Source organism: Vibrio algarum (assembly GCF_028204155.1).
Taxonomy (GTDB): domain Bacteria; phylum Pseudomonadota; class Gammaproteobacteria; order Enterobacterales; family Vibrionaceae; genus Vibrio; species Vibrio algarum.
This window is the reverse complement of record NZ_JAQLOI010000001.1, coordinates 1,422,688-1,441,944: the sequence shown is the minus strand read 5'-3', so window position 1 is coordinate 1,441,944 and position 19,257 is coordinate 1,422,688. Positions and strand designations below refer to the sequence as shown.

18 protein-coding genes and 1 pseudogene are annotated in these 19,257 nt (G+C 38.4%); 7 read left to right on the top strand and 12 right to left on the bottom strand.

Going from position 1 to position 19,257, the window contains the following annotated elements; all coding sequences use genetic code 11:
- Positions 1-366 precede the first annotated feature (366 nt).
- Positions 367-759 carry a hypothetical protein gene (locus PGX00_RS06985; protein ID WP_272133970.1) on the top strand — a complete coding sequence of 131 codons (393 nt, stop codon included), beginning with the start codon at positions 367-369 and terminating at the stop codon, positions 757-759.
- Positions 760-1,194: 435 nt separating this feature from the next.
- Here the strand turns inward: PGX00_RS06985 and PGX00_RS06980 are convergent, their stop codons facing one another.
- Complete coding sequence (locus tag PGX00_RS06980; RefSeq protein WP_272133968.1) at positions 1,195-1,452, bottom strand: hypothetical protein; 258 nt, start codon at positions 1,450-1,452, stop codon at positions 1,195-1,197.
- A 35-nt stretch (positions 1,453-1,487) separates the two neighbouring features.
- Here PGX00_RS06980 and PGX00_RS06975 point away from each other — a divergent pair, with 35 nt between their 5' ends.
- Positions 1,488-2,234, top strand: a complete 747-nt coding sequence (locus PGX00_RS06975) for a nuclear transport factor 2 family protein (protein WP_272133967.1) — start codon at positions 1,488-1,490, stop codon at positions 2,232-2,234.
- Between the two features lie 577 nt (positions 2,235-2,811).
- Here the strand turns inward: PGX00_RS06975 and PGX00_RS06970 are convergent.
- The 5 genes and pseudogenes from PGX00_RS06970 to PGX00_RS06950 form a co-directional block, all read right to left on the bottom strand.
- Complete coding sequence (locus PGX00_RS06970) at positions 2,812-3,546, bottom strand: substrate binding domain-containing protein (RefSeq protein ID WP_272133966.1); 735 nt, start codon at positions 3,544-3,546, stop codon at positions 2,812-2,814.
- Positions 3,547-3,617: 71 nt separating this feature from the next.
- Positions 3,618-3,698 (bottom strand): annotated as a pseudogene (locus tag PGX00_RS06965) (transposase); the annotation flags it as partial.
- Positions 3,699-3,819: 121 nt separating this feature from the next.
- Positions 3,820-4,368, bottom strand: a complete 549-nt coding sequence (locus PGX00_RS06960) for a YbhB/YbcL family Raf kinase inhibitor-like protein (protein ID WP_272133965.1) — start codon at positions 4,366-4,368, stop codon at positions 3,820-3,822.
- Between the two features lie 11 nt (positions 4,369-4,379).
- Positions 4,380-4,994 (bottom strand): hypothetical protein, encoded by a 615-nt coding sequence (locus PGX00_RS06955; RefSeq protein ID WP_272133963.1) that lies wholly within the window; start codon positions 4,992-4,994, stop codon positions 4,380-4,382.
- 16 nt (positions 4,995-5,010) lie between these two features.
- Positions 5,011-5,913, bottom strand: a complete 903-nt coding sequence (locus PGX00_RS06950; RefSeq protein WP_272133961.1) for an SDR family oxidoreductase — start codon at positions 5,911-5,913, stop codon at positions 5,011-5,013.
- A 161-nt stretch (positions 5,914-6,074) separates the two neighbouring features.
- On the opposite strand from PGX00_RS06950, the gene PGX00_RS06945 reads away from it, so the two are divergent.
- The 4 genes from PGX00_RS06945 (at position 6,075) to PGX00_RS06930 (ending at position 10,845) form a co-directional block, all read left to right on the top strand.
- Positions 6,075-7,046 (top strand): LysR family transcriptional regulator, encoded by a 972-nt coding sequence (locus tag PGX00_RS06945; RefSeq protein ID WP_272133959.1) that lies wholly within the window; start codon positions 6,075-6,077, stop codon positions 7,044-7,046.
- 165 nt (positions 7,047-7,211) lie between these two features.
- Positions 7,212-8,261: an SDR family NAD(P)-dependent oxidoreductase gene (locus PGX00_RS06940; RefSeq protein ID WP_272133956.1), complete on the top strand. Its 1,050-nt coding sequence runs from the start codon at positions 7,212-7,214 to the stop codon at positions 8,259-8,261.
- Positions 8,262-8,325: 64 nt separating this feature from the next.
- Entirely contained in the window at positions 8,326-9,483 is a 1,158-nt protein-coding gene (locus PGX00_RS06935) for an MFS transporter (RefSeq protein WP_272133954.1), read from the top strand.
- 345 nt (positions 9,484-9,828) lie between these two features.
- Positions 9,829-10,845, top strand: coding sequence for an IS110 family RNA-guided transposase (locus tag PGX00_RS06930; RefSeq protein WP_272133953.1), 1,017 nt, complete (start codon positions 9,829-9,831; stop codon positions 10,843-10,845).
- A 371-nt stretch (positions 10,846-11,216) separates the two neighbouring features.
- Here PGX00_RS06930 and PGX00_RS06925 read toward each other — a convergent pair whose 3' ends face one another.
- Together PGX00_RS06925 and PGX00_RS06920 are read right to left on the bottom strand one after the other, a co-directional pair.
- On the bottom strand, positions 11,217-12,395 hold the full coding sequence (locus PGX00_RS06925; protein ID WP_272133952.1) for a recombinase family protein: 1,179 nt from the start codon (positions 12,393-12,395) through the stop codon (positions 11,217-11,219).
- Positions 12,359-12,895, bottom strand: a complete 537-nt coding sequence (locus PGX00_RS06920) for a recombinase family protein (protein WP_272133950.1) — start codon at positions 12,893-12,895, stop codon at positions 12,359-12,361. The genes PGX00_RS06925 and PGX00_RS06920 overlap by 37 nt, the downstream gene beginning before the upstream one ends.
- A gap of 1,155 nt (positions 12,896-14,050) precedes the next feature.
- Here PGX00_RS06920 and PGX00_RS06915 point away from each other — a divergent pair.
- Positions 14,051-14,488, top strand: coding sequence for a hypothetical protein (locus tag PGX00_RS06915; protein ID WP_272133947.1), 438 nt, complete (start codon positions 14,051-14,053; stop codon positions 14,486-14,488).
- Between the two features lie 39 nt (positions 14,489-14,527).
- Here the strand turns inward: PGX00_RS06915 and PGX00_RS06910 are convergent, their stop codons facing one another.
- Genes PGX00_RS06910 through PGX00_RS06895 form a run of 4 tightly spaced genes read right to left on the bottom strand, consistent with a single transcriptional unit; the run spans position 14,528 to position 19,096 of the window.
- Positions 14,528-16,576, bottom strand: coding sequence for a P-loop NTPase family protein (locus PGX00_RS06910; protein WP_272133944.1), 2,049 nt, complete (start codon positions 16,574-16,576; stop codon positions 14,528-14,530).
- Positions 16,576-17,016, bottom strand: coding sequence for a hypothetical protein (locus PGX00_RS06905; protein ID WP_272133942.1), 441 nt, complete (start codon positions 17,014-17,016; stop codon positions 16,576-16,578). Before PGX00_RS06905 ends, PGX00_RS06910 begins: the two co-directional genes overlap by 1 nt.
- Positions 17,013-18,137 (bottom strand): hypothetical protein, encoded by a 1,125-nt coding sequence (locus PGX00_RS06900; RefSeq protein WP_272133939.1) that lies wholly within the window; start codon positions 18,135-18,137, stop codon positions 17,013-17,015. Before PGX00_RS06900 ends, PGX00_RS06905 begins: the two co-directional genes overlap by 4 nt.
- Entirely contained in the window at positions 18,137-19,096 is a 960-nt protein-coding gene (locus tag PGX00_RS06895) for a ComEC/Rec2 family competence protein (RefSeq protein WP_272133937.1), read from the bottom strand. Before PGX00_RS06895 ends, PGX00_RS06900 begins: the two co-directional genes overlap by 1 nt.
- Between the last annotated feature and the right edge of the window lie 161 nt (positions 19,097-19,257).

Below are 19,257 nucleotides of genomic sequence, written 5' to 3'. Positions count from 1 at the left end.
GTTCTATATGATACAGAGCCCTCGCGCACTTTTTTTATCCTAGGCTTAAAGCAACCCGTTCCGTTCAACATAACATCGCATATTGCACGATTTCGGCTATTTGTTCTCTACCAGCACTGTCATTTATTACAACGTCTAATCTGTTCATTTTACGCGGCTCTGATATTTCTCTTGATTTACGGAAGCAATATCCCAAAAAATGACTCTTAACGTATTGGTTATATTGATTTAATTAATTGAACGTTAACTTATGATTGACTAACAAGTGACATATTTAGTTACAAAATTGCTTAATATTCTTCCTGTTCGAACGCTTTTAAATAATCGGCAGGGCTTATATCGCTGTCATCAAATGGAGAAACAAAGATGAAAACTAAACTGTTATTGGCAATACCCATGGTTCTATTATTCTCGGCTCATACTTTGGCGGCAACATCCGATGATACTGTTGCTACAGTATTCAAAAACTACATGGATATTGAGAAGGCCGAGTTTTTTAAACAAGGTTGGTTACCAAATTACCTACCAAAATCTGCAGTAAATATTGAAGTTCTACACAATACAGAGTCTAAAGTCATTACGGCTACATTTGAATTTGATGCGGATGATATAAACAGTATTAAGGATAACTGCAGTCTCGTTGCGGAAACTGAAAATTCTGCTTTGTATTCATGTGCAGATTTAAACAATGATATCTCTTTTGATCTTAGTAAAGATGGTCATGGTGTCTATGCAAGTAAGCCTCTTAATAATGGTTAAGAGCATTTAACCGTATTTACCAAGCCTGAACATTCGAGCTTGGTAAATACTCTTCACTGATGTTACTTGGGTTATGCCAGCACTAAGGAGCACTAAGGGGACATACACCTTAAAAACAGTGAACGCAATTTACGTGACGTAGTCATTATTTTTCAATTAGCTACGCGCTTTACGAGATCCTCACTTGCGTGAGGATGACGGCATTCTGGGGGATGTTAAACAATGGGGACTGGATTGCCTTTGTCCAGCAATGATTTAACGTAATCACTCTAAGCAATTTATGCCCCTTAGTTTGTCAGCAAAAATTTAGGCCGATAAATTCCGTCCTCTGCTAATCGGGCTTGCAGGAATGACAGAGAGTTAAAGTGCGGTGCTCAGTGACTCCCAAAAGTTTTCACTTCTTAACACTTCTAGCCAAAAGTCACGCTTGCATAATCATGCAGGCTTACTTGAGAAAATTATTCGCTTCTGGACAGAGTGAGCTAGGATCTTTGGATAAAATGACCTTTCGGATAGTTTTTCCCTTGTGGTCATCCAAAATCCATCAGGACCCGCTTTGATCTGTTTCTTCTGACTATTTGGACTCTTAACAAAACTGTACCATACATAGAAAGTCAGGATTAGATTCACCATTTTTAAGCAGGTATCTACCTTTACGCGCAGCCCTGATAACTTATCATCAACAATACTCATATTCACACCAGTTATACATGTCAACGGAGATACCAATGAGTCAGAAACTGGAAAACGCATCGAACCTTTATTTAGAAGGCATACGTGACGGAAATGCTCGTCAGGCAGTAACTAAATATACCGGTAGACGATATACCCAACACAGCACTGGTGTACGAAATGGCATCGAAGGTTTCGTAGAGTTTTTCGAACCTTTTATAGAGCGCTGTAAGGTCAGAGACATTCGTATAGCCCGTTCTGTCGTAGATGGGCAATATGTCTTTGTGCAGGCTTATCAGGATATCAATAATGGTGATGCTAAATGGGTAACGACAGATCTATTTGACACGGACAGTGATGACAAGATTATCGAACACTGGGATGTTATTGCTGCATTTGAAACTAAACCGGGTTCAGAAATAGATCAAATCAGCGGACCAGTGGAAATAGTTAGCCCTGAATCAACTGAAGATAACAAAGAGATTGTCCGTAACTTTATCTGTGATGTAATGATTCTTGGTCAGAAAGAAAAGTTCGCATCTTTTGTAGATAGTAGCACTCTGATTACTCACACCTCTTCAGAAGTTGAGCCTCTTGAAAACTATCAGGGGGCCTATGATCAGATCGTGAGAGTTATCGGCCAGGGCAATACCGTTGTCGCTTATAGCCGCGTTGTCTATAAAGAGCAGGAAATAGCCCGTTTTGATATTTTCAGAGTTGAAGATGGAAAAATCGTAGAAATCTGGGTCAATCAAGAATCCGTCCCACCAAAAGCTGAATGGGTAAATGGTGGCAAGTTCTAAAATATGCTGCTCTATAGTGAGAAGAGCTAGCTATAGCTGATCGTCGAATAGGATGGTGATAAATGTGTTGCCATCGTGGCGTGTCATCGACAATGAATAAAGTTGATATACCATCCCTAAAGCTTAGGGCCCCCCACAAATTTACGTCAAACTCTCATGACCTATAGCCGGCTCCGATAGCTGGCTAAAGACAAACACCAGTATCTATTCATCCGGACAATATCGCCCATAATCAATGACCTCCTTTCCAAGATATACGTATGATAATACTCTGCGCTTTTTCACAGTATTTGCTTAAAGTAAGCGAGATTGATTTAACTGGTCTGAGGCATATCCTAAGCTCCATAAAATGAATAAAATCAACGCTGCTACCAAGAGAAGGTTATCGTACCTTTCAGCACTTTTTGAATTTGTATACCCCAGTCCGATGCCAAGATGTTCATTTTTCTTATCCCTAAAACATTCCTCTATCTGCATGCGCTGCTTGTACATTTTGACCACTTTCCGGCCCGTTACGTTGAATGATTCCGGTTAGTTAAACATAATAAACCATGGTTCATTTGCCTTCTGTTGTTGGCTAGTTCAAGCCAGTAGCCACACCTTTCCCGGGAATATTAGACTCCCAACATGGAGTATCTTCTCCAATAGAATTTCGGACTGCATCCAAAAACAGGCGTGTACGCATCGACATGTCACGGTGAGGATAAACGGCGTAAAATGGGTTGTAATATGGTATTTTCAAATCTGTCAGAATGGGCACTAATTTTCCTGACAAAACTTCATCTCGGATATGAACAGCAGGGAACTTACAGTAAATACGACCAGAAAGTGCTTGTTGTACAACAAGATCAATATCATTTCCAAAGTACGCACAGTCCATAGGCATTGTTTGAACTTGATTCTGGACGTCAGTATATTTTAGTTCGCTAATACGAAAAGTGTCCGTGGCAAATCCTCCGACAGGAAGCTTTTGCAGATCTTCCATAGTGTCTAGTTTACCATATCTGATTAGATATTCTGGTGACGCTACCAATACGGAGCGATTCCGGGCCAAGTAACTAGCAATAAAAGGTGAATCTTGAAATTGCCCAGAGCGGAATACGATATCAAAACCTTCTCCGACAATGTCAACTAAGTGACTGTTAATGTGAACCTCAATAATTACTTCAGGATAAAGCTCCTGAAACTTATTAATGACGGATTGCAGAGCGTTCTTAGTAAATGATTCCATGGCCGTGTTTTTTAACAGTCCTTTGGACTCTGCATGAAAACTGTGTGCAGCCTGAATTGTTTCCCTTAATTCTTCACGCAATGCTTCTGCTTTGCGCTTTGCGCTTTGCCTTTATACCAGCAGAGGTAAGAGAAAGCGTTCGAGGAGAGCGGTTCAGCAACGTTATGTCCTTTTTCAGTCACTTGTTTAACGGCTTCAATCTTGCATTCTTCGGGATATCTTTTTCTGCTCATAGGCACCTCTCTGTTTGTCATTTTGTCTAACTAAAAGGCGTCCAACAAGTTAGTGGCGATTCAGATGTAGGGAGAAATAAATCACTCCCTACAATTAAGTAAGGTGCCTTTAATTACAGACTTAATCGCGCTTGTATGTTGCCTCAATCGTCACCGATTCAATCGTATATGCTTTGATCATGTAACCAGCCATAGCGCCGGAAGCATTCGGGGGTAGTTGTAAACCCTTTGTAGCGAGTGCATAGAGAGTAAACTGATAACGGTGTGCGTTTTGTCCTTTCGGGGGACATGCTCCACCATAGCCTTTTTCTCCCTTGTCATTTTCAATATGCATGCTACCTTCAGGAGCAAGGTTTTCTGTCGTGCTGCCAGCGTTAGCTGGTAACTCAGTAATATCCGCTGGAATATTAACAAGTTGCCAGTGCCACCAACCACTGCCTGTAGGTGCATCAGGGTCATATGCGGTAACAGCAAAGCTCTTGGTTCCTTCCGGAACACTCGACCACTTAAGATGTGGAGAATGATTACTGCCGTTGCAACCCGCGCCACTAGACTCTTGTTTGGAAGTCATAAGCTTTCCTTGCCCGATATCTTCGCTGGTCAGTTTTAGTGTTCCAGCAAAAGCAGGTAAGGCAAAAATGAGCGGTAGTGTAACAAGAATTTTTTTCATTAAACCAGACCTTATGAGGCGAACGTAATAGGGAAGTCGCAGTCTTTTGGAAGTAGCGAATGAGTAATTGGAGCGCCTTGTAACACAGTAAATGTGTTCCCTTCTGCGGTGCAAATCCTGATAAAGTCTTCCAGATAGTTGCCATCCATACACTCTGCGTAGTGTTTTTTCAGGCCTTCAAGATGTCTGTACACTTCGTGGATCACATAAACAATTCGATCCGTTGTTTCACCATTTTCTGGTTTCAGTGGATACTTCAGCTCCTTATGTTTCGCAACGGTGTACGAAACCATGCCCCAAGGGCCGTGAGTTTCTTTCAGCCATTTTTTATGTCGGTCCCAAACATCATCGGTTTCTTTTTCCATTTCTTGTTTAACGATCAATACCGTACAGACAGCAATGTTTCCTTCGTAACCTTCAGGGGTAACACTCGGTTGGTTGTCTTTGTCAGCTGATAGCGGCTTGTCTTGCGCAAAAGCATTTGAACTACCTACTACCGATGCAAGACCAAGGCCGGCTGCAAATTTTCCAAAATCCCGGCGTGACAGGGATGACTTGGTTTCTGTCGCATCTTCTACAGAAAGCGGTGGGTTAACGGAATGATCGTCCTGTTTAATTGATTTCATCTTTGCTCTCCGGTCTTTACTTGTCTAAATTTGTAGGTACTTTGGCCATTTGGTCTATCTTGATTGATTGCAGGAACTGCTTTTGTGCCTGTTCAAAGTATTTGTTTACCGAATCGGTTTGATTACCGAGACCAGACGGGTCAACCATAGTACGTAGAGGGCGTTTACCATAAGGTATTTCCAGTAGCTCAACGATGGCATCAGAAATCATCGTAGGAGAGTTATTAACCCAGGTATCTTCAATCAACGCCATAAATGCAGGCATCATTGGTTCCATACAAGCAAGTGTCTTGCCGTAACCATTCACCCGCTCCACATCTTCCGGGCCAGTTCCTTTAGCCATAATTCCGGTATTAAATGCACCCGGCTGGAAGATAAGGACTTCAATGCCAAGTGGAGCAAGCTCATAGGCATAGCTTTCTGTCAGACTTTCCAGTGCCGCTTTGCTAGCAACGTAATTGCCGCTTCCCGGCATAGGGAATTTGTTCGCACTGCTTGTAACGTTGATAATCGTGCCCTTACCTTGTTCACGTAAAGTAGGCAGAACAGCACGCATTACACGCAGTGGGCCGAAGGTGTTCACATTGAACATATCTTGACCTTGAGACACCGTAAATGCCTCATTCAGACCGCCGACAAAGCTACCCGCATTGTTAATCACTACATCCAAGATGCCTGCTTGATTAGCTAGCACTGTCGAAACGGCTTCTTCAACCGACTCATCGTTAGTCACATCTATTTCTAGTGGGATGATCTGACCGTGGAGGGTTGCTGACAAAGCCTTGAGTTCGTCTGCACTGGATTGGTTTTTGTCCTGTATACCTCGCATTCCAGCGTAGACAGAGTGGCCTAACGTAGCAAGAGCAATGGTCATCTCTTTACCAAAGCCGCTGCTTGTACCCGTAATTAATATATTCACCTTTTGATCTCCTGTACTAAGTATTCTCCACAAACATTAAGAGAGTTCGATGCTTGTTTTTTCAGCAATAATACGGAGGTTTGTAGTGCTTAAATAGCCTTGCAATGGAATTTCTACAATGCTAATTTGGCATTGTTATTACGTCAGACTAAGGGATTAAAGTGGATACAACCAGTCGGCTATTGTTATTTCTTGATGTAGCAGAGCGAGGATCTTATGGTAAAGCGGCAGAGCGTCGTAATATCGACCGTTCAGTAGTTTCAAAGCAGATATCGAAACTTGAAAAAGATCTGGAAGTCAGATTGTTAAATCGCTCCCCTAGAACACTTTCACTTACTGCGGCTGGTGTAGAAGTAAAACGTAAAGCAGAAACATTACGGGAGAGCTTAAGGCAAACCATTCAGGTAGCACAGAACTTCCATACAGAGCCAAAAGGACTACTAAAAATAACGGCAATAACGTCACTGACTAAGAATATACTGCAACCTGTTATTGAAAATTTTCAGGAGTGTTACCCTGAGGTTGTTATTGAACTCCACATGAATAACCGTTTGGTTGATGTTATCGGGGAGGGCTTTGATATCGCATTTCGAACCGGACAGCTTCAAGACTCGTCTATGGTTGCTCGCCACTTAGCCCGCAACCGGTCAGTGCTGGTTGCTTCTCCTGAATATCTGCGCAGATATGGTGAACCTCAATCCATTGAAGAGCTCGAACAGTTGCCCGCCGGAGGCTTTGCTACAGATACTTTTCGGATCACCGAATTAAGATATATCAATGACCAAAAGCAGGTTCAAACTATGTCTATGAATTGCACCTATTTGGGAAGTGATATTGATCTTGTTGTTCAAATGGCTCTTGCAGGACGAATTTACTGTAAGATCCCCTCAGTCCATATCCGAGATGAAGTATCGTCGGGTAAACTGGTACCCATAATGACTGATCTGAAGCTAGCTTCTTATAGCTCGTTCTACGCAGTCTATCCACATCGTGAAATGCCAATGCGTACACGCTTGTTCCTTGACGCTGTTAAAGACTACATTGGAGAAGGAACTCCATGTTGGGAGTCAAATATCCCAAAATTTGAAGAGATGTACGGGAACAACAATCGAAGTGAATGGGAGTTACCGTAAGTAGCGACCAATACAGTGCAATTGCCTGCCGATGCGGGCAATTAAAAATTAAGTTGCTTAGTTCAGCAGCTTTAAAAGCCCCCTCTTACTACTAATAACCAGCTCGTAATATCCATAGAAACCTTTTCGAAGCAACAGTAACCATGCCAATTCGGCATTATATAAATGCCACTCCAAGTCTGTTTAGGCGACATTAATGTTTGTAAGATTGTTGAAAAAACAAACAAAGCATTTCCTAACATTTCTGAATGGTGGTGCGTTGACTGGAAAGAGAATATGAACTCAGCAATGGATGAAAGCGGTATGATGAAAAGTGTTTTGATTACAGGTGCAAATGGCGGCCTTGGTAAAGAGTGCGCTCGCCAGTTAGCACTGCAAAATGGCATCGAGAAAATCTATTTGGGGTGTAGAAGTGAAGATAAGGCGATAGGTGCAAAGAAAGATTTAGAGGCTTCTACCGGGAAAAATATTTTTGACATCTTTCTTATTGATGTGTCTGACCTGAGTTCTGTACACCGGGCAATAGAGTCCCTGAAGAATCCGATTGATGCTCTCGTCATGAATGCAGGTGGTTGGGGAGGAGAAAACCCTTTAGCACTAACGGATGACGGGGTAACCAATGTATTTGCCGTGAATGTATTGGGGCATGCGCTGCTTGCAGAGGAACTGCTGAAAAGAGGTATGCTAACAAAAGTGGGATTATACGTTAGCTCGGAAGCGGCAAGGGGAATACCGGGAATGGACGAGCGTCCGGAATTAACCACATCTTCAATAGATGAGTTTGTATCGATTGCAGACGGTACTTTTTTTACTGAACGCTCAGATTCAACCAAACCGTATGCCCCAGTGAAATATACGGGTGCAATGTGGCTTTCTTCGCTTGCCCGTCAGTACCCATCAGTAAGACTTATTACGATGAGTCCGGGTGGAACGGCAGGGACAGAGGTAACAAGTTCCTCGTCATTAATCAAAACTTACATATTCAAGGCAGTAATGAGTGTGATGTGCCTGATGGGGAAAATGCACCGACTGGAAACCGGAGCAAAGCGATTTGTTGATGGCTTGCTGGATGAGTCATATCAAAGTGGCGTGTTCTACGCGAGTGTTGAAGGTATCACGGGGCCGGTTGGTGACCAGACGGAAATATTTTCTGATTTAGGTGATGAAACTTATCAGGACAATGCCAGAGCAGCGATTCGTCAATTTCTTTCGTAACCCGCTTAATATGACGCATCAAAGAAAGTTGGGAGTTAAACGTAAAACTCCCTATAGGAAAACCATGTCCAAGTTATTAAAACCCGCTATTCTTTCACTGTCTTTACTTACAGTGATGTCAGGAGCGGCTGTTGCTCCGGCACTGGCAGAGATTCAATCGGCATTTCCTGATACAAGCCAAACCACAATTAAGCTCATCCTTACTGTTCCTGCAATATCCATAATTATTTTTTCGCTGGTATCCGGGCGCTTAAGCCGAACTCTTTCAAAACGCACTCTTTTATTTATAGGGATATTCTTTTACCTTCTTGGTGGATTAGGAGGTGGTTTAGCTAACTCTATTGAAATGCTACTGGCGTTTAGAGCAGTACTTGGTATCGGTGTAGGGCTAATCATGCCTATGTCGACCGGGCTTATCGCCGATTTATTCTCAGATAAAGAAAAAGCCACAATGATGGGATACTCAACGGCGTCAAGTAACCTTGGTGGAATAATTGCGACACTTCTTGCCGGAGTTCTTGCATCTGTACATTGGCGTTATTCCTTTGGTGTTTATTCTATTGGATTGTTAGTATTTTCCCTTGTTTTTATCTCAATTCCGGAGACTCGGCGAAAGATAAACAGAGAAGGAATTTCATCCGGTATGCCTCTTGTGGTTTTCTGCTGGGCTGTAGCAACCTTTTTCCTGTCAATGACCTTTTACACTTTACCCGTAAATTTGGCGATTTATATTAAGGAAAGCGGTATGGGGAGTTCAACTGCCGCTGGGGTGGCCTTATCAGTCTCTACAGGAAGTGGATTTGTTGCGGGTATTCTGTATTCCAAGGTAAAAGTGTTGCTAGGCAGATTTCTTCCTGCTTTTCTTTGTGGCTTGATGGCTACGGGCTTTTACCTTCTTTCCTTTGTCGATAGCTATTCTCTAGTCTTAATGGCTGTCATGGTAGTCGGATTTGGATTGGGGTGGAGTATGCCAACGCTGTTTATGGGAGCAACAAAAGCAGGCGGGGAAGGAAATGGTGTCCAGACAATGTCTGTCGTCTCCAGTACGGCTTTTTTGGGGCAATTTATGTCTCCCGTTGTATTCGATTACTTAGGTAAATTGGCAGGCAACGACTCTATCCAGTTTACGTTCAGTAGTATCGCCATTTTATTTACATTCTTTTTTGTAGTTTGTCTGACATCCTTATATTACATACGTTCACCAAATCAAGAGGCTGCCTAAAGATTGCATTTATCAACATTCTGTTCCTGATTGGCACTTGCTAAATAGGAACAGACTCTCTCAGATACTAAACATTCCCATTATAAGTGACCTTAGCATAAGGGGCGTACTGAATACTTACTTATAAATAACACATAAAGTAAATCTAATTATACGGTTCGCTAGTGACAGTTTTTGTCCAGAACCTCGCAAACAGGCCACCGCTAGAAGTACGGTGGTCTTTTCATTTTTTGCAGCTCGGTAGGTAGATGTTGTCCGTAATACCAAACTCATTAATAAGATGGTACGCCCCACCCACACGCTAAACTTAACATTGTTAGGTTCAGTTAAATAAAGGTGACCATCATGACTACTATTCGCGTTATCGGCATCGATTTAGGAAAAAATACATTTCACCTTATCGGCCATGATTATTCAGGCAGAGAAGTCTTCAGGAAGAAGCTTAACAGACAAAAATTACTTCAATTATTATCCGTTCATGAGCCCGTTATTGTTGCGATGGAAGCTTGTGGTGGTGCTCATTGGTTGGCGAGACGGTGCGAGTCTTATGGGCATCAAGTTAAGTTGGTTCCTGCTCAGTATGTTAAACCTTACGTAAAAACAAACAAAAATGATTTCATTGATGCTGACGCAATTGCAGAAGCGTCAATGCGTCCAAATATGCGTTTTGTTTCTCCAAAAAGCGAATTAGCACAAGTGTGTACTGTTGTTCGTAAAATCAGAGCAGGTTATATCAAGGAAAGAACAGCATGCATGAATAGGATAGGTTCAATTCTTCTGGAGTTTGGAATAAGTTTTCCGAGAGGGCATCACAACATGAAGAACCTATTTCAGTATCTAGCCGACAATAAAGAACCCGTTCCACCAATGTTAGTTTTGGAGCTTAGAGATCAGTTAGATCATTACAATCAGTTGAATACATGGATTAAAGAGCAGGAAAAGAAATTAGAAAACTTGCTGAAAGATGATGAATTGTTATCTCTTTTACAAAGTGTTCCAGGAGTTGGGCCAATGACCGCATCTTGTTGTTTGTCAGCGGTTGTGAACCCTCACGATTTTGCTAATGGTCGTAATTTTGCCGCTTGGATTGGTTTAACCCCGCATCAATATTCTACTGGTGGTAAATCAAGAATGCTTGGGATATCCAAACGAGGAAACAAAGAGCTCAGAGAATTATTTGTCCATGCAGCTAGAGCTGTTATCTGGAGGGATGGGACGGCGGAACGTAACTTTGGCTCTTGGCTCATTGATCTGAAGCAACGCAAGCCATTCAATGTTGCACTTGTAGCTTTAGCAAACAAATTAGCTCGGATAGCATGGTCAGTAATGGTTACCCATAAAGCTTTTGAAGTAAGAGTTTAAATCAGATTTGCAGATGATATATAAAGATGACAAAACGGTTAGACCACCAGATTGAAGACCTGATGGACAGAACAGCAACATAGAATGCTTTCACGCTTTTGAGGACAATCTGGCGCGGATCTCATCGTGGAGCTGGGGCTAAAGAAAAAGTCTCAATTAGACTCCGAATACATTAGCGCAAACCAGCTCCGTTATTTTTGATTTATCATTTGCAAAAACGGGGCGTACCATACATTCTGTCCAAAAGTGTGCCAGTTGTTCAGTTATGCTTGGAAGGTTAGTAAGTTAATAAGTTCAGTAACTAACTTACTAACCTAACGCTATGAGGTAAATCGTCGGATTTATCTTGACGCTAAGCTATGAAGTGGGCTTTAATCTGTACCAGACAGATGACTAAATTGATTTTCTTGAAAGCTAGATAAGTAATTGTAAAATAATCGTATTTTTATTGTGGCCGTTGGGTTCAAATCCCTATCTCTCCGCCACTTCGTAATGAAAGCGGGCACCACATTAGTGGTGCCCGCTTTTGTTTTTGAGATTATGGATAGTAACACAAGTTTCGAACCTGACATTTCAACTTGATCAGTATTTACCTTTACTTCTCCCAAAATCTGCAAAAACAGAGCTTTTTTCGCTTCTTCATCTGACTCAGAAATTAATTGTCTCAGTGTATCAACGAAACACCCGATTTGCTTTTCTCCGAAGTTTTTTAAAGGAAGTCGGGTTTCTGCATTTTTAGCCTTAATTTTTGACTTAACATCTACTAGTTGCTTTTGCATGCTCGAAACAAAAGCAGCATAGGAATCGTCAATTAAATCCTGGCGTAATGATAATTGCTCGTAGATATTACCTAGCTTTTCTTCGATAGTTCTTTTCTTTCGTGACAACACTAACATTTCAAGTTTAGAGTCTTCTTTTTTGCCAATAATTTGCATTTTGACATCCCCTAGAATCTCTTGAATATATTCCCGCTTAAGAATTCTAGTAAGCACTGTTTCTTCTACCAAGCTGTCTAGCGCCTCTTTAGGCACCCATTTTGAATTACACGACTTGACGTTCTTTTTAAGCTTAGTAGCACACGCATAATAGCTGTAACGCCCAGATTTTCCGCTACATACATGCATACCAGCGCCACAGGAACCACATTTGACGATACCAGTTAATAAGCTTGTAGATCGAACAGATTTGGTATGTATATGTGCTACATCTCGTTCTTCTAGCGCATATTTAACTTGTTCAAAGATTTCTTTAGTTATGATAGGAGGCACAGGTACTATTATCGGTAATTTCCCTTTTTCTTTAGCCCCTTTCCTGAACAAAAACTCTCCGTAATATGTCGTAGAACTAAGAATACGGTGCAAACTGTTAATAGACCACTTAGATGTTCGATTCGTTAAACCCTTATCGTCTAAGTGCTTTGCGATAGCTTTAATCCCTAACCCTTTTCCGTTAGTTCCATGAAGGGACAATCGAAAAATTTCTCTAACTACCGCTGCTTCGTCTTCTTTGACTATTAATTTTTTCTTTTGCGTTTCGTGTCTTCTTGACAAGTTATAGACTCATATCCAAACGGAATCGGCCCTCCTGTGTAGTAACCTTGTTTTGCAGTTTGCTCTAATCTTGAGCGAACTATCATAGCATTTTGTTCGCTGTTCATTTCGTTGATTAAGCCTGTAAAAACACTCGTTAATTTAAAACCTAACCTGTCTTCAGGTAAATTTTCTGCTACCGATATGAGTCTAATACCGCTATCTTGAAGCTTTTTTACCGATGATAGTTGCATCAGTAAATCTCTTGCGAATCGGGATAAACTATAGACGACTACGCCCTGTACATCGAAGACGCCTGAAGTGACTTCTGTAATCATTTGTTGAAAAACGTGACGACGATGCCCTCTAAAAGCGGAGTTCCCCTCGTCAATGTATTCATTAACGATTGTATAACTTTGTTGTTCGCAATATTTTCGTAGGTCTTGTAGCTGACCTTCAAGCGAAAACCCTTCTTCAACCTGTCTCTGTGATGAAACGCGTACATATAAGACCACATTCATAATTTTCCTCTAATTTATCTAAGTTGTTAATTTATGGTCAACTACGCAAGTGAGTTCTATTACTTGGTGTTTAACTAGATGCCGATTTTTACCTTGAACTAAACGACACCATACCGAAGCTAGGTAAGCCAACAAATTGTGACTCATTAACGTAGATAACTGATTGTCTTCAGGAAAGCACGCCTAACTGCACATCCCATATCAAACAACATTTATACTCGGTAGTACCATAAGGAAAGGTGGTTTCTAATATGGATTGAAACTTCGCGTTGTTCTTCCTAAGCGTCTCTAGAAAGTAAAACATAATAAGTATATGTCTTATCGTTGGACTTAATTTGTGAACTAAAAGAGACTGGGCTTGCAAAAGCCCGCCATTATTCACTTGCAAAAGCGTTTTATGATGACCCCTGTTGAAGTTCGAGATTACTATTTCCATATGCCTTCGGATCATTTCACACACATTATCGTGAGGGTACTTCGATTCGTCATTGTTCTGATATACACATGTGGGAACCGAGTTGCTCACCCATGCTTGGTGAGCATATAAAACTATCTTCATTTTGATTTATCCTTTTGTAATCTGTTTCTAAAAATGAATATAAATCTTCTATTGTTCATTTCGATAAAATTCACCAAGCTAGATTCAATTCTTTTAGAATCATAAAATTTAGTATCTACAGTTGGTTCGTGCTTTGATTTTTTAATGTTCATATCTCTATCCGTAATTCACTTTAAATAAATTTAAGATCCTACTTAAAAATAATTCAAGTTGATTTATTTTTAAGGAAGGAATTTATATACGTTATATTAATAAGCACGGAACAGAGCAATTAATTATTATAATGAAAACATTTTAATATTCTTATGCTTAACAACTGCTTATTAAGAAATATATTATCACCGATATAATGCATTTATTTTTCGAATAATAATGTCGGGTGTTACTTATAACAGTAAGAGGATGTAAGCGAATTCTTATGAAAAATTGATATAAAAAGAGAAAGTTTTCTATAATCAATAATGTTATAAGTGCTCTAATAAAATTGTTAAAAAGGAATAACAACTGTGATATAGAGCAAGAAAAGATGCCCTATGGAAGATTATTCTAAATTAGCCTATAGTTATTTATGACGAAACTTTAGGGAAAACCCCATCATGTTCTGTATTCTTCCCGAAACACTAATAGAAAATGCTTGGAAATTGTCGTTAAAGATAATCAGCATAGACGATAAAATAGTAAGTGAATCCTACCTAACTAAGCTAGAAAAAATTGCTTTAACCAAAAATATCGATTTCTATTGTATAAACTTTGATGAACATGAATCGCTCAAGAAAACTCTATTGTTACCAAATAATAGGGCAGCTATAAGTGCTATTGAAAAATCAAATAAACCTACAATAGTTTTATTTAAAAACATAAATGTACTAGTTAAGGAGAGTAATATAGAAATTTTCTGGTTACGTTCTACTATAACAACACAACTAGATGACAATTTGGTTTGCATATTTTACGCCAGTAAATTTTCTATAGAATCACTATTTAATGATGAAAGCTCTCCTTTTTACCACAGCAATATTAACATTATGCGATAATGTTCTATTAGCGCTTATATATAATAAGCGCTATATAATTTAGTCTTTCAGTTCCGAAACTAATTTTTCATTATCGGAATCTATCTCTATTTCGTTGAATTCAGTAAGGTTGTTCGTTATAGCGTCTAGAGATATTTTCTGCTCTTCTTTGGTATCGTTATATCCCTTAGTGAACTTTGATATGGCGAGTATAATTTGTTTATTCTTCTTATTTTCAGCTAATTCAAGTAACTTAGACATCGAGTCTAAGCTCATAGCATGCTGGCCTGGTTCATCAAAAATTAAAATTCCTGGATGAACTTGTGACTTATCAAGAAGCGCTAGATAAAATGCCCATTCAGAACGTATAAAATCACTTGCTGAGGATGCTAAACGTATTGGTTGAGCACTTCCTGCTGAAGCATTATAAACACTTGGAAATGCTTTAAGAGGCTGCCTATTATTAATCTTAACGCGAAAAACTTCATTACTTGTATAGTGAAAATCACCCAAATAATTTCTGAATGTTTCTTGAAAACTTTTAATTATTTCATCGTCACTACTAAATGATTGATTTATATTTCTTATCCTAGTATCAATATTAACGATTTGCGTGTTGATGTCATTAACAGTGGTCTTAAAACTATCAAATTGTTCTTCTAAAATTATTAATTTATCTAATAAGTTTGATTTAATAATTTCAGCATGAATCTGTGCTCTTGAATCACTTAGGCTGGCATTTGAATTTAGATCTCGATCCAGATTAGAAATCTCAGTTCTAGTTTCAAAAATCAAAGAATCATAATAGTTGGAATCCTTTGTATATTCATCGTCATAATTACTGAAGCTTTGAATATAGCTACTAATCATGGAAATTTTACTATCTATGAACTTGAGCGAGTTATCGTAATCTGTGGAAGTAACGACTTTTTCGTCGGATATTATTTCTATTGTACTATCACATAGTGGACAATGCTCTGATGAAGTTAACTCACTTATTAATGCGTCAACTTTTCTTGCGCCTATGATATTTGATCTCTCTTCACTTAATCTATTTAGATGTTTCTCATAGCTATTAATCTTATATTTTTCAGTAGTATAAGCTCTATCTAATGATGACTTAACACGATTAAAATTTAGTAGTTTCATCTTAAGATCTTTTCTTTTTTCACTCAGTTCTGTCAGATCTTTTCTTTTTTCCGACTTTCTATTTAATTTTCTAATTTTCGTCAGTTCTTTTCCTACTGATTTTTTTGCAGTATTAATATCTATCCACTCAGAATCAATATTAATTTTTAACTGTAGTTTCAATAATGAGTCAATGCTAGACCTTTCGAACTTATTAGCTAAGCCATTAACTTTGTATGACAGCGCAAAATCAACACGTTCAAAATTCTTTACTGAATGAAACCAAGAATCTACTAATGAAGCTCTTTCGTTGGTCAATTTATCCTTTTCTATATCGTTGTCTAAACATTCTAGAGATAGAAGGTATTCTACTAATTTTTTCCTGGCATTTTTTATGTTAAATGATGGCATTTGAGACATAAAATCTGACCAGCCTTTAGTTTGCTCTATAAAGCAGCTAGAAAATACATTCTGTAGATATAAAGTGTTTTTGCCTGTCTCATTATCTCTAGGTAGTTCTATTCCTATAAATTCTTGTAACCATGAATAAAACCCATGTTTATGTGAATGATCTTTTATCGCATGCAAATAATACTTATCCGCACCTTTTTTACTATGAACTATGATAGTATTCTTGGCATCTTCTATCGGTGAAACAGCAGAGCGTTCTAGCAATACCACTTCACCTTCGTCGTTTTCAATCTCTAAATATATGGAGGATTGAGTAACACTATGGGTAGTGTCCTGATATATAAACTCACTAGTCAAACATTTATCCAATAGGCTCGATTTTCCTGTACTCATTCCGAGTAGTTGTTCCATTCCAAGATTGTAATAAATGCAAGATAGGATACTTGATTTACCTGATGAGTTTTGTCCTTTAATGATATTTAAGCCATTATCAAAGCTATATTTAAAGCCATAGTGCTTATTACTATCTTCAACTCGAATATCTGACGATACAAAATTTATCTTGAACATTAAAATATTACCTTTGACTTTTCGAACATCGTTTTTGTTGTAGTACTGGCTAAAGTTTGTGCTTTGTCTCTTATAGTAGATAGTTCTTCAATTTGTTCAAACTGCTGGACTATATTGAAACCTTCATCAGTTAATGAATATCTAACTTTATTCTGTTCAAAAGACTCACAAATAAGTCCATTTTTTGATAAGACTATCAGTTTATTTTTCAAATCTTTGTCTATATTCCAAGGTGGAATTGTAAACTTAGGAAAGCCATCGAGAGTTTGGTCGCAAATTAGCAGATCAAACAAAAAATGCAATTTGTTGATATATATATAATTTGCACGACCATTAGTAGAGTAAGCAATCAACATTAATATCGATGCAATTTGAAAGCTATCCAACCCTCTAGCTGAGATGAAGCTTTTATACGAAAGTTTTTTTATTAGAATACTCATTTAATTTCAAATCTCAAATTGCAAACAGCCATCCAAGTAGCAATATTATACTGTGCTATTTTACGTTTATCAGTTCTACTCAGCTCATATTTACTCAGATCGTCATTAATATATCTAAGGTGATTTTCATACACATTCTGATAATGTCCCAACGCTTCGGATCTAGTCGATACGTGTTTTTCCATCTTATCTCTTTCAGCAGTTTCTACAATATCTTGGTAGCTATCATAAAGCGTAGAATTTTTTTCAATTACATTCGTAAAACATTCATCACCTATCATGATTTTTTCTAATTCTTTATGTAGTTCAGCGTGAAAGTCTTCACCATGTATAGCTCTTAACTTTTTCACTAAATTATTGTAATAATCCTTATTTAAAGGTAATTCTTTCCATGCATCAACCCAATTATTGAATTTCTCTTTTTCAAATAATTTGCTATTAAACCTGATCAGTTTGTGGCTAGAATCGAATTCATCCCTATCATAAAACTCTATCTCGGCAATTAAATCCTTTAAAGGTAAAAGACTTCTTGCATCAATAAAATCACCGACACCTTTATTAGGTATTTTAGTCACTATTCCGTGAAAAACGATTGTATTATCCCATGAGCATAGAACTATTGGGCTTCCAGAAATACCTTCCATTGCTTCAGCGCCGTGTTCATCATCTTGAAAGTTACTAAAGGAATTTGCTTTCGTACTATACCTGATTATATTATCATCAAGTTCGTCATTGAATTTTATTATGTCCAAAAAGAAGGGATCAGAGAGAGTTGATGACTTCATATATGAAATTGAAAGTAATTTGCTATTTACAATACTTCTACACATTCTTACTTTATTAATATTTGAAATATCTTCGTATACCTTATAGAGTGCTAAATCATAATTTTTAGCAAAGGTAATATCTGACATTCGTTCTATTTTCTCTAATTTATTGTTATTGATGTCAAAAAAATCTATATTTCTCTCTTTATCAAATCTCTTTCCAAACACCACGTGACCAGCGGTTACACAGTAAGTCTCTTCGTTAACGTCAAATATAAACCCGCAGCCTACACTAACATCGTTACTTTTTAAATGTACAAAATTGCACTTAGTTTTATTTTTTAGTTCTATCATTAGACATTTATCGATTTGGAGTAAATTAAATTAACGTTAACGCATTTAGGCACGTTACGGAGGACAATGCGGTCTTTTACTTTTTCGTAGTTGAAGTAGATATTACAATCAGAAAATCCATGATATATACATGAGTGTATTAGCCGCACGATTGTTTCTGCATGAGGATGCCCGTAGCTGCGCGGCCCGTTTGTAGAAATAATGAATTTATTGCATACCACTTTCTTTAGTAATTCCATACTCGTATTATTCTTACTACCATGGTGTGATACTTTTACAATATTAAATTTTTGCTTCTTTTCCAATCTAGCGTTTATAGTCTCTGGTAAAGAATCAGAAAGGAAAAGAATACTCTCATTCATATAAGAAAGGATAAATGATAGTGATGATGCATTGACAATATCATCCTTTAAAGAAGTGATAGGCTCTTTAGGAATAACCGAGCAATCAACATCGATTGGATCGCTACAAACAAGACCTTCATCATGTTTTTCCCATTTTTGGTATAAGCTCGTGAGCAGCAGTTTCTCAGGAGATAAAATCTTAACTCCCACATCACAAATATCTATCTTTTGTCCAGAAACAACTTGTTCCAAATTGTAATCATACGCATCCAGAATAGATTTGAGGTCATTTCCATCTTCATACGTAACTAGACCAGACTCATCGCTAATTGCGTGGGCTAATTCAGGGTGGTTCATGTAGATTTGCACGCTTTTAGGTACATACTGACTAAAATGAGAGAAGAGTTTTACTATTCCACCGACATGATCTCTATCTACATGGCTTACGAAAATAGCTCTCAACTGGACGAAATTTGCGCTCTTTAAATACCTCTTAAGTATCTTTGCAACACTACGAGTTCCTCCATCCACAATGATACCAATATTTCCACATTCAACTATGAATGAATCTCCCGTTTTTGCTTCTAAGAGGTGAATCTTAAAACTATGTAGCATGTCAGATAACCTTAAAAACACTCCGTGATGTTTCAACATCACACATTAAGAGTGTTATGTCCATATATGCATAGTAATTTATTGATTTAAAACACTATTAATATAGTTGTTCGGTAACTAGAGCTTCGAATCTAGAACCAGATAGTAATGATATTTTAATC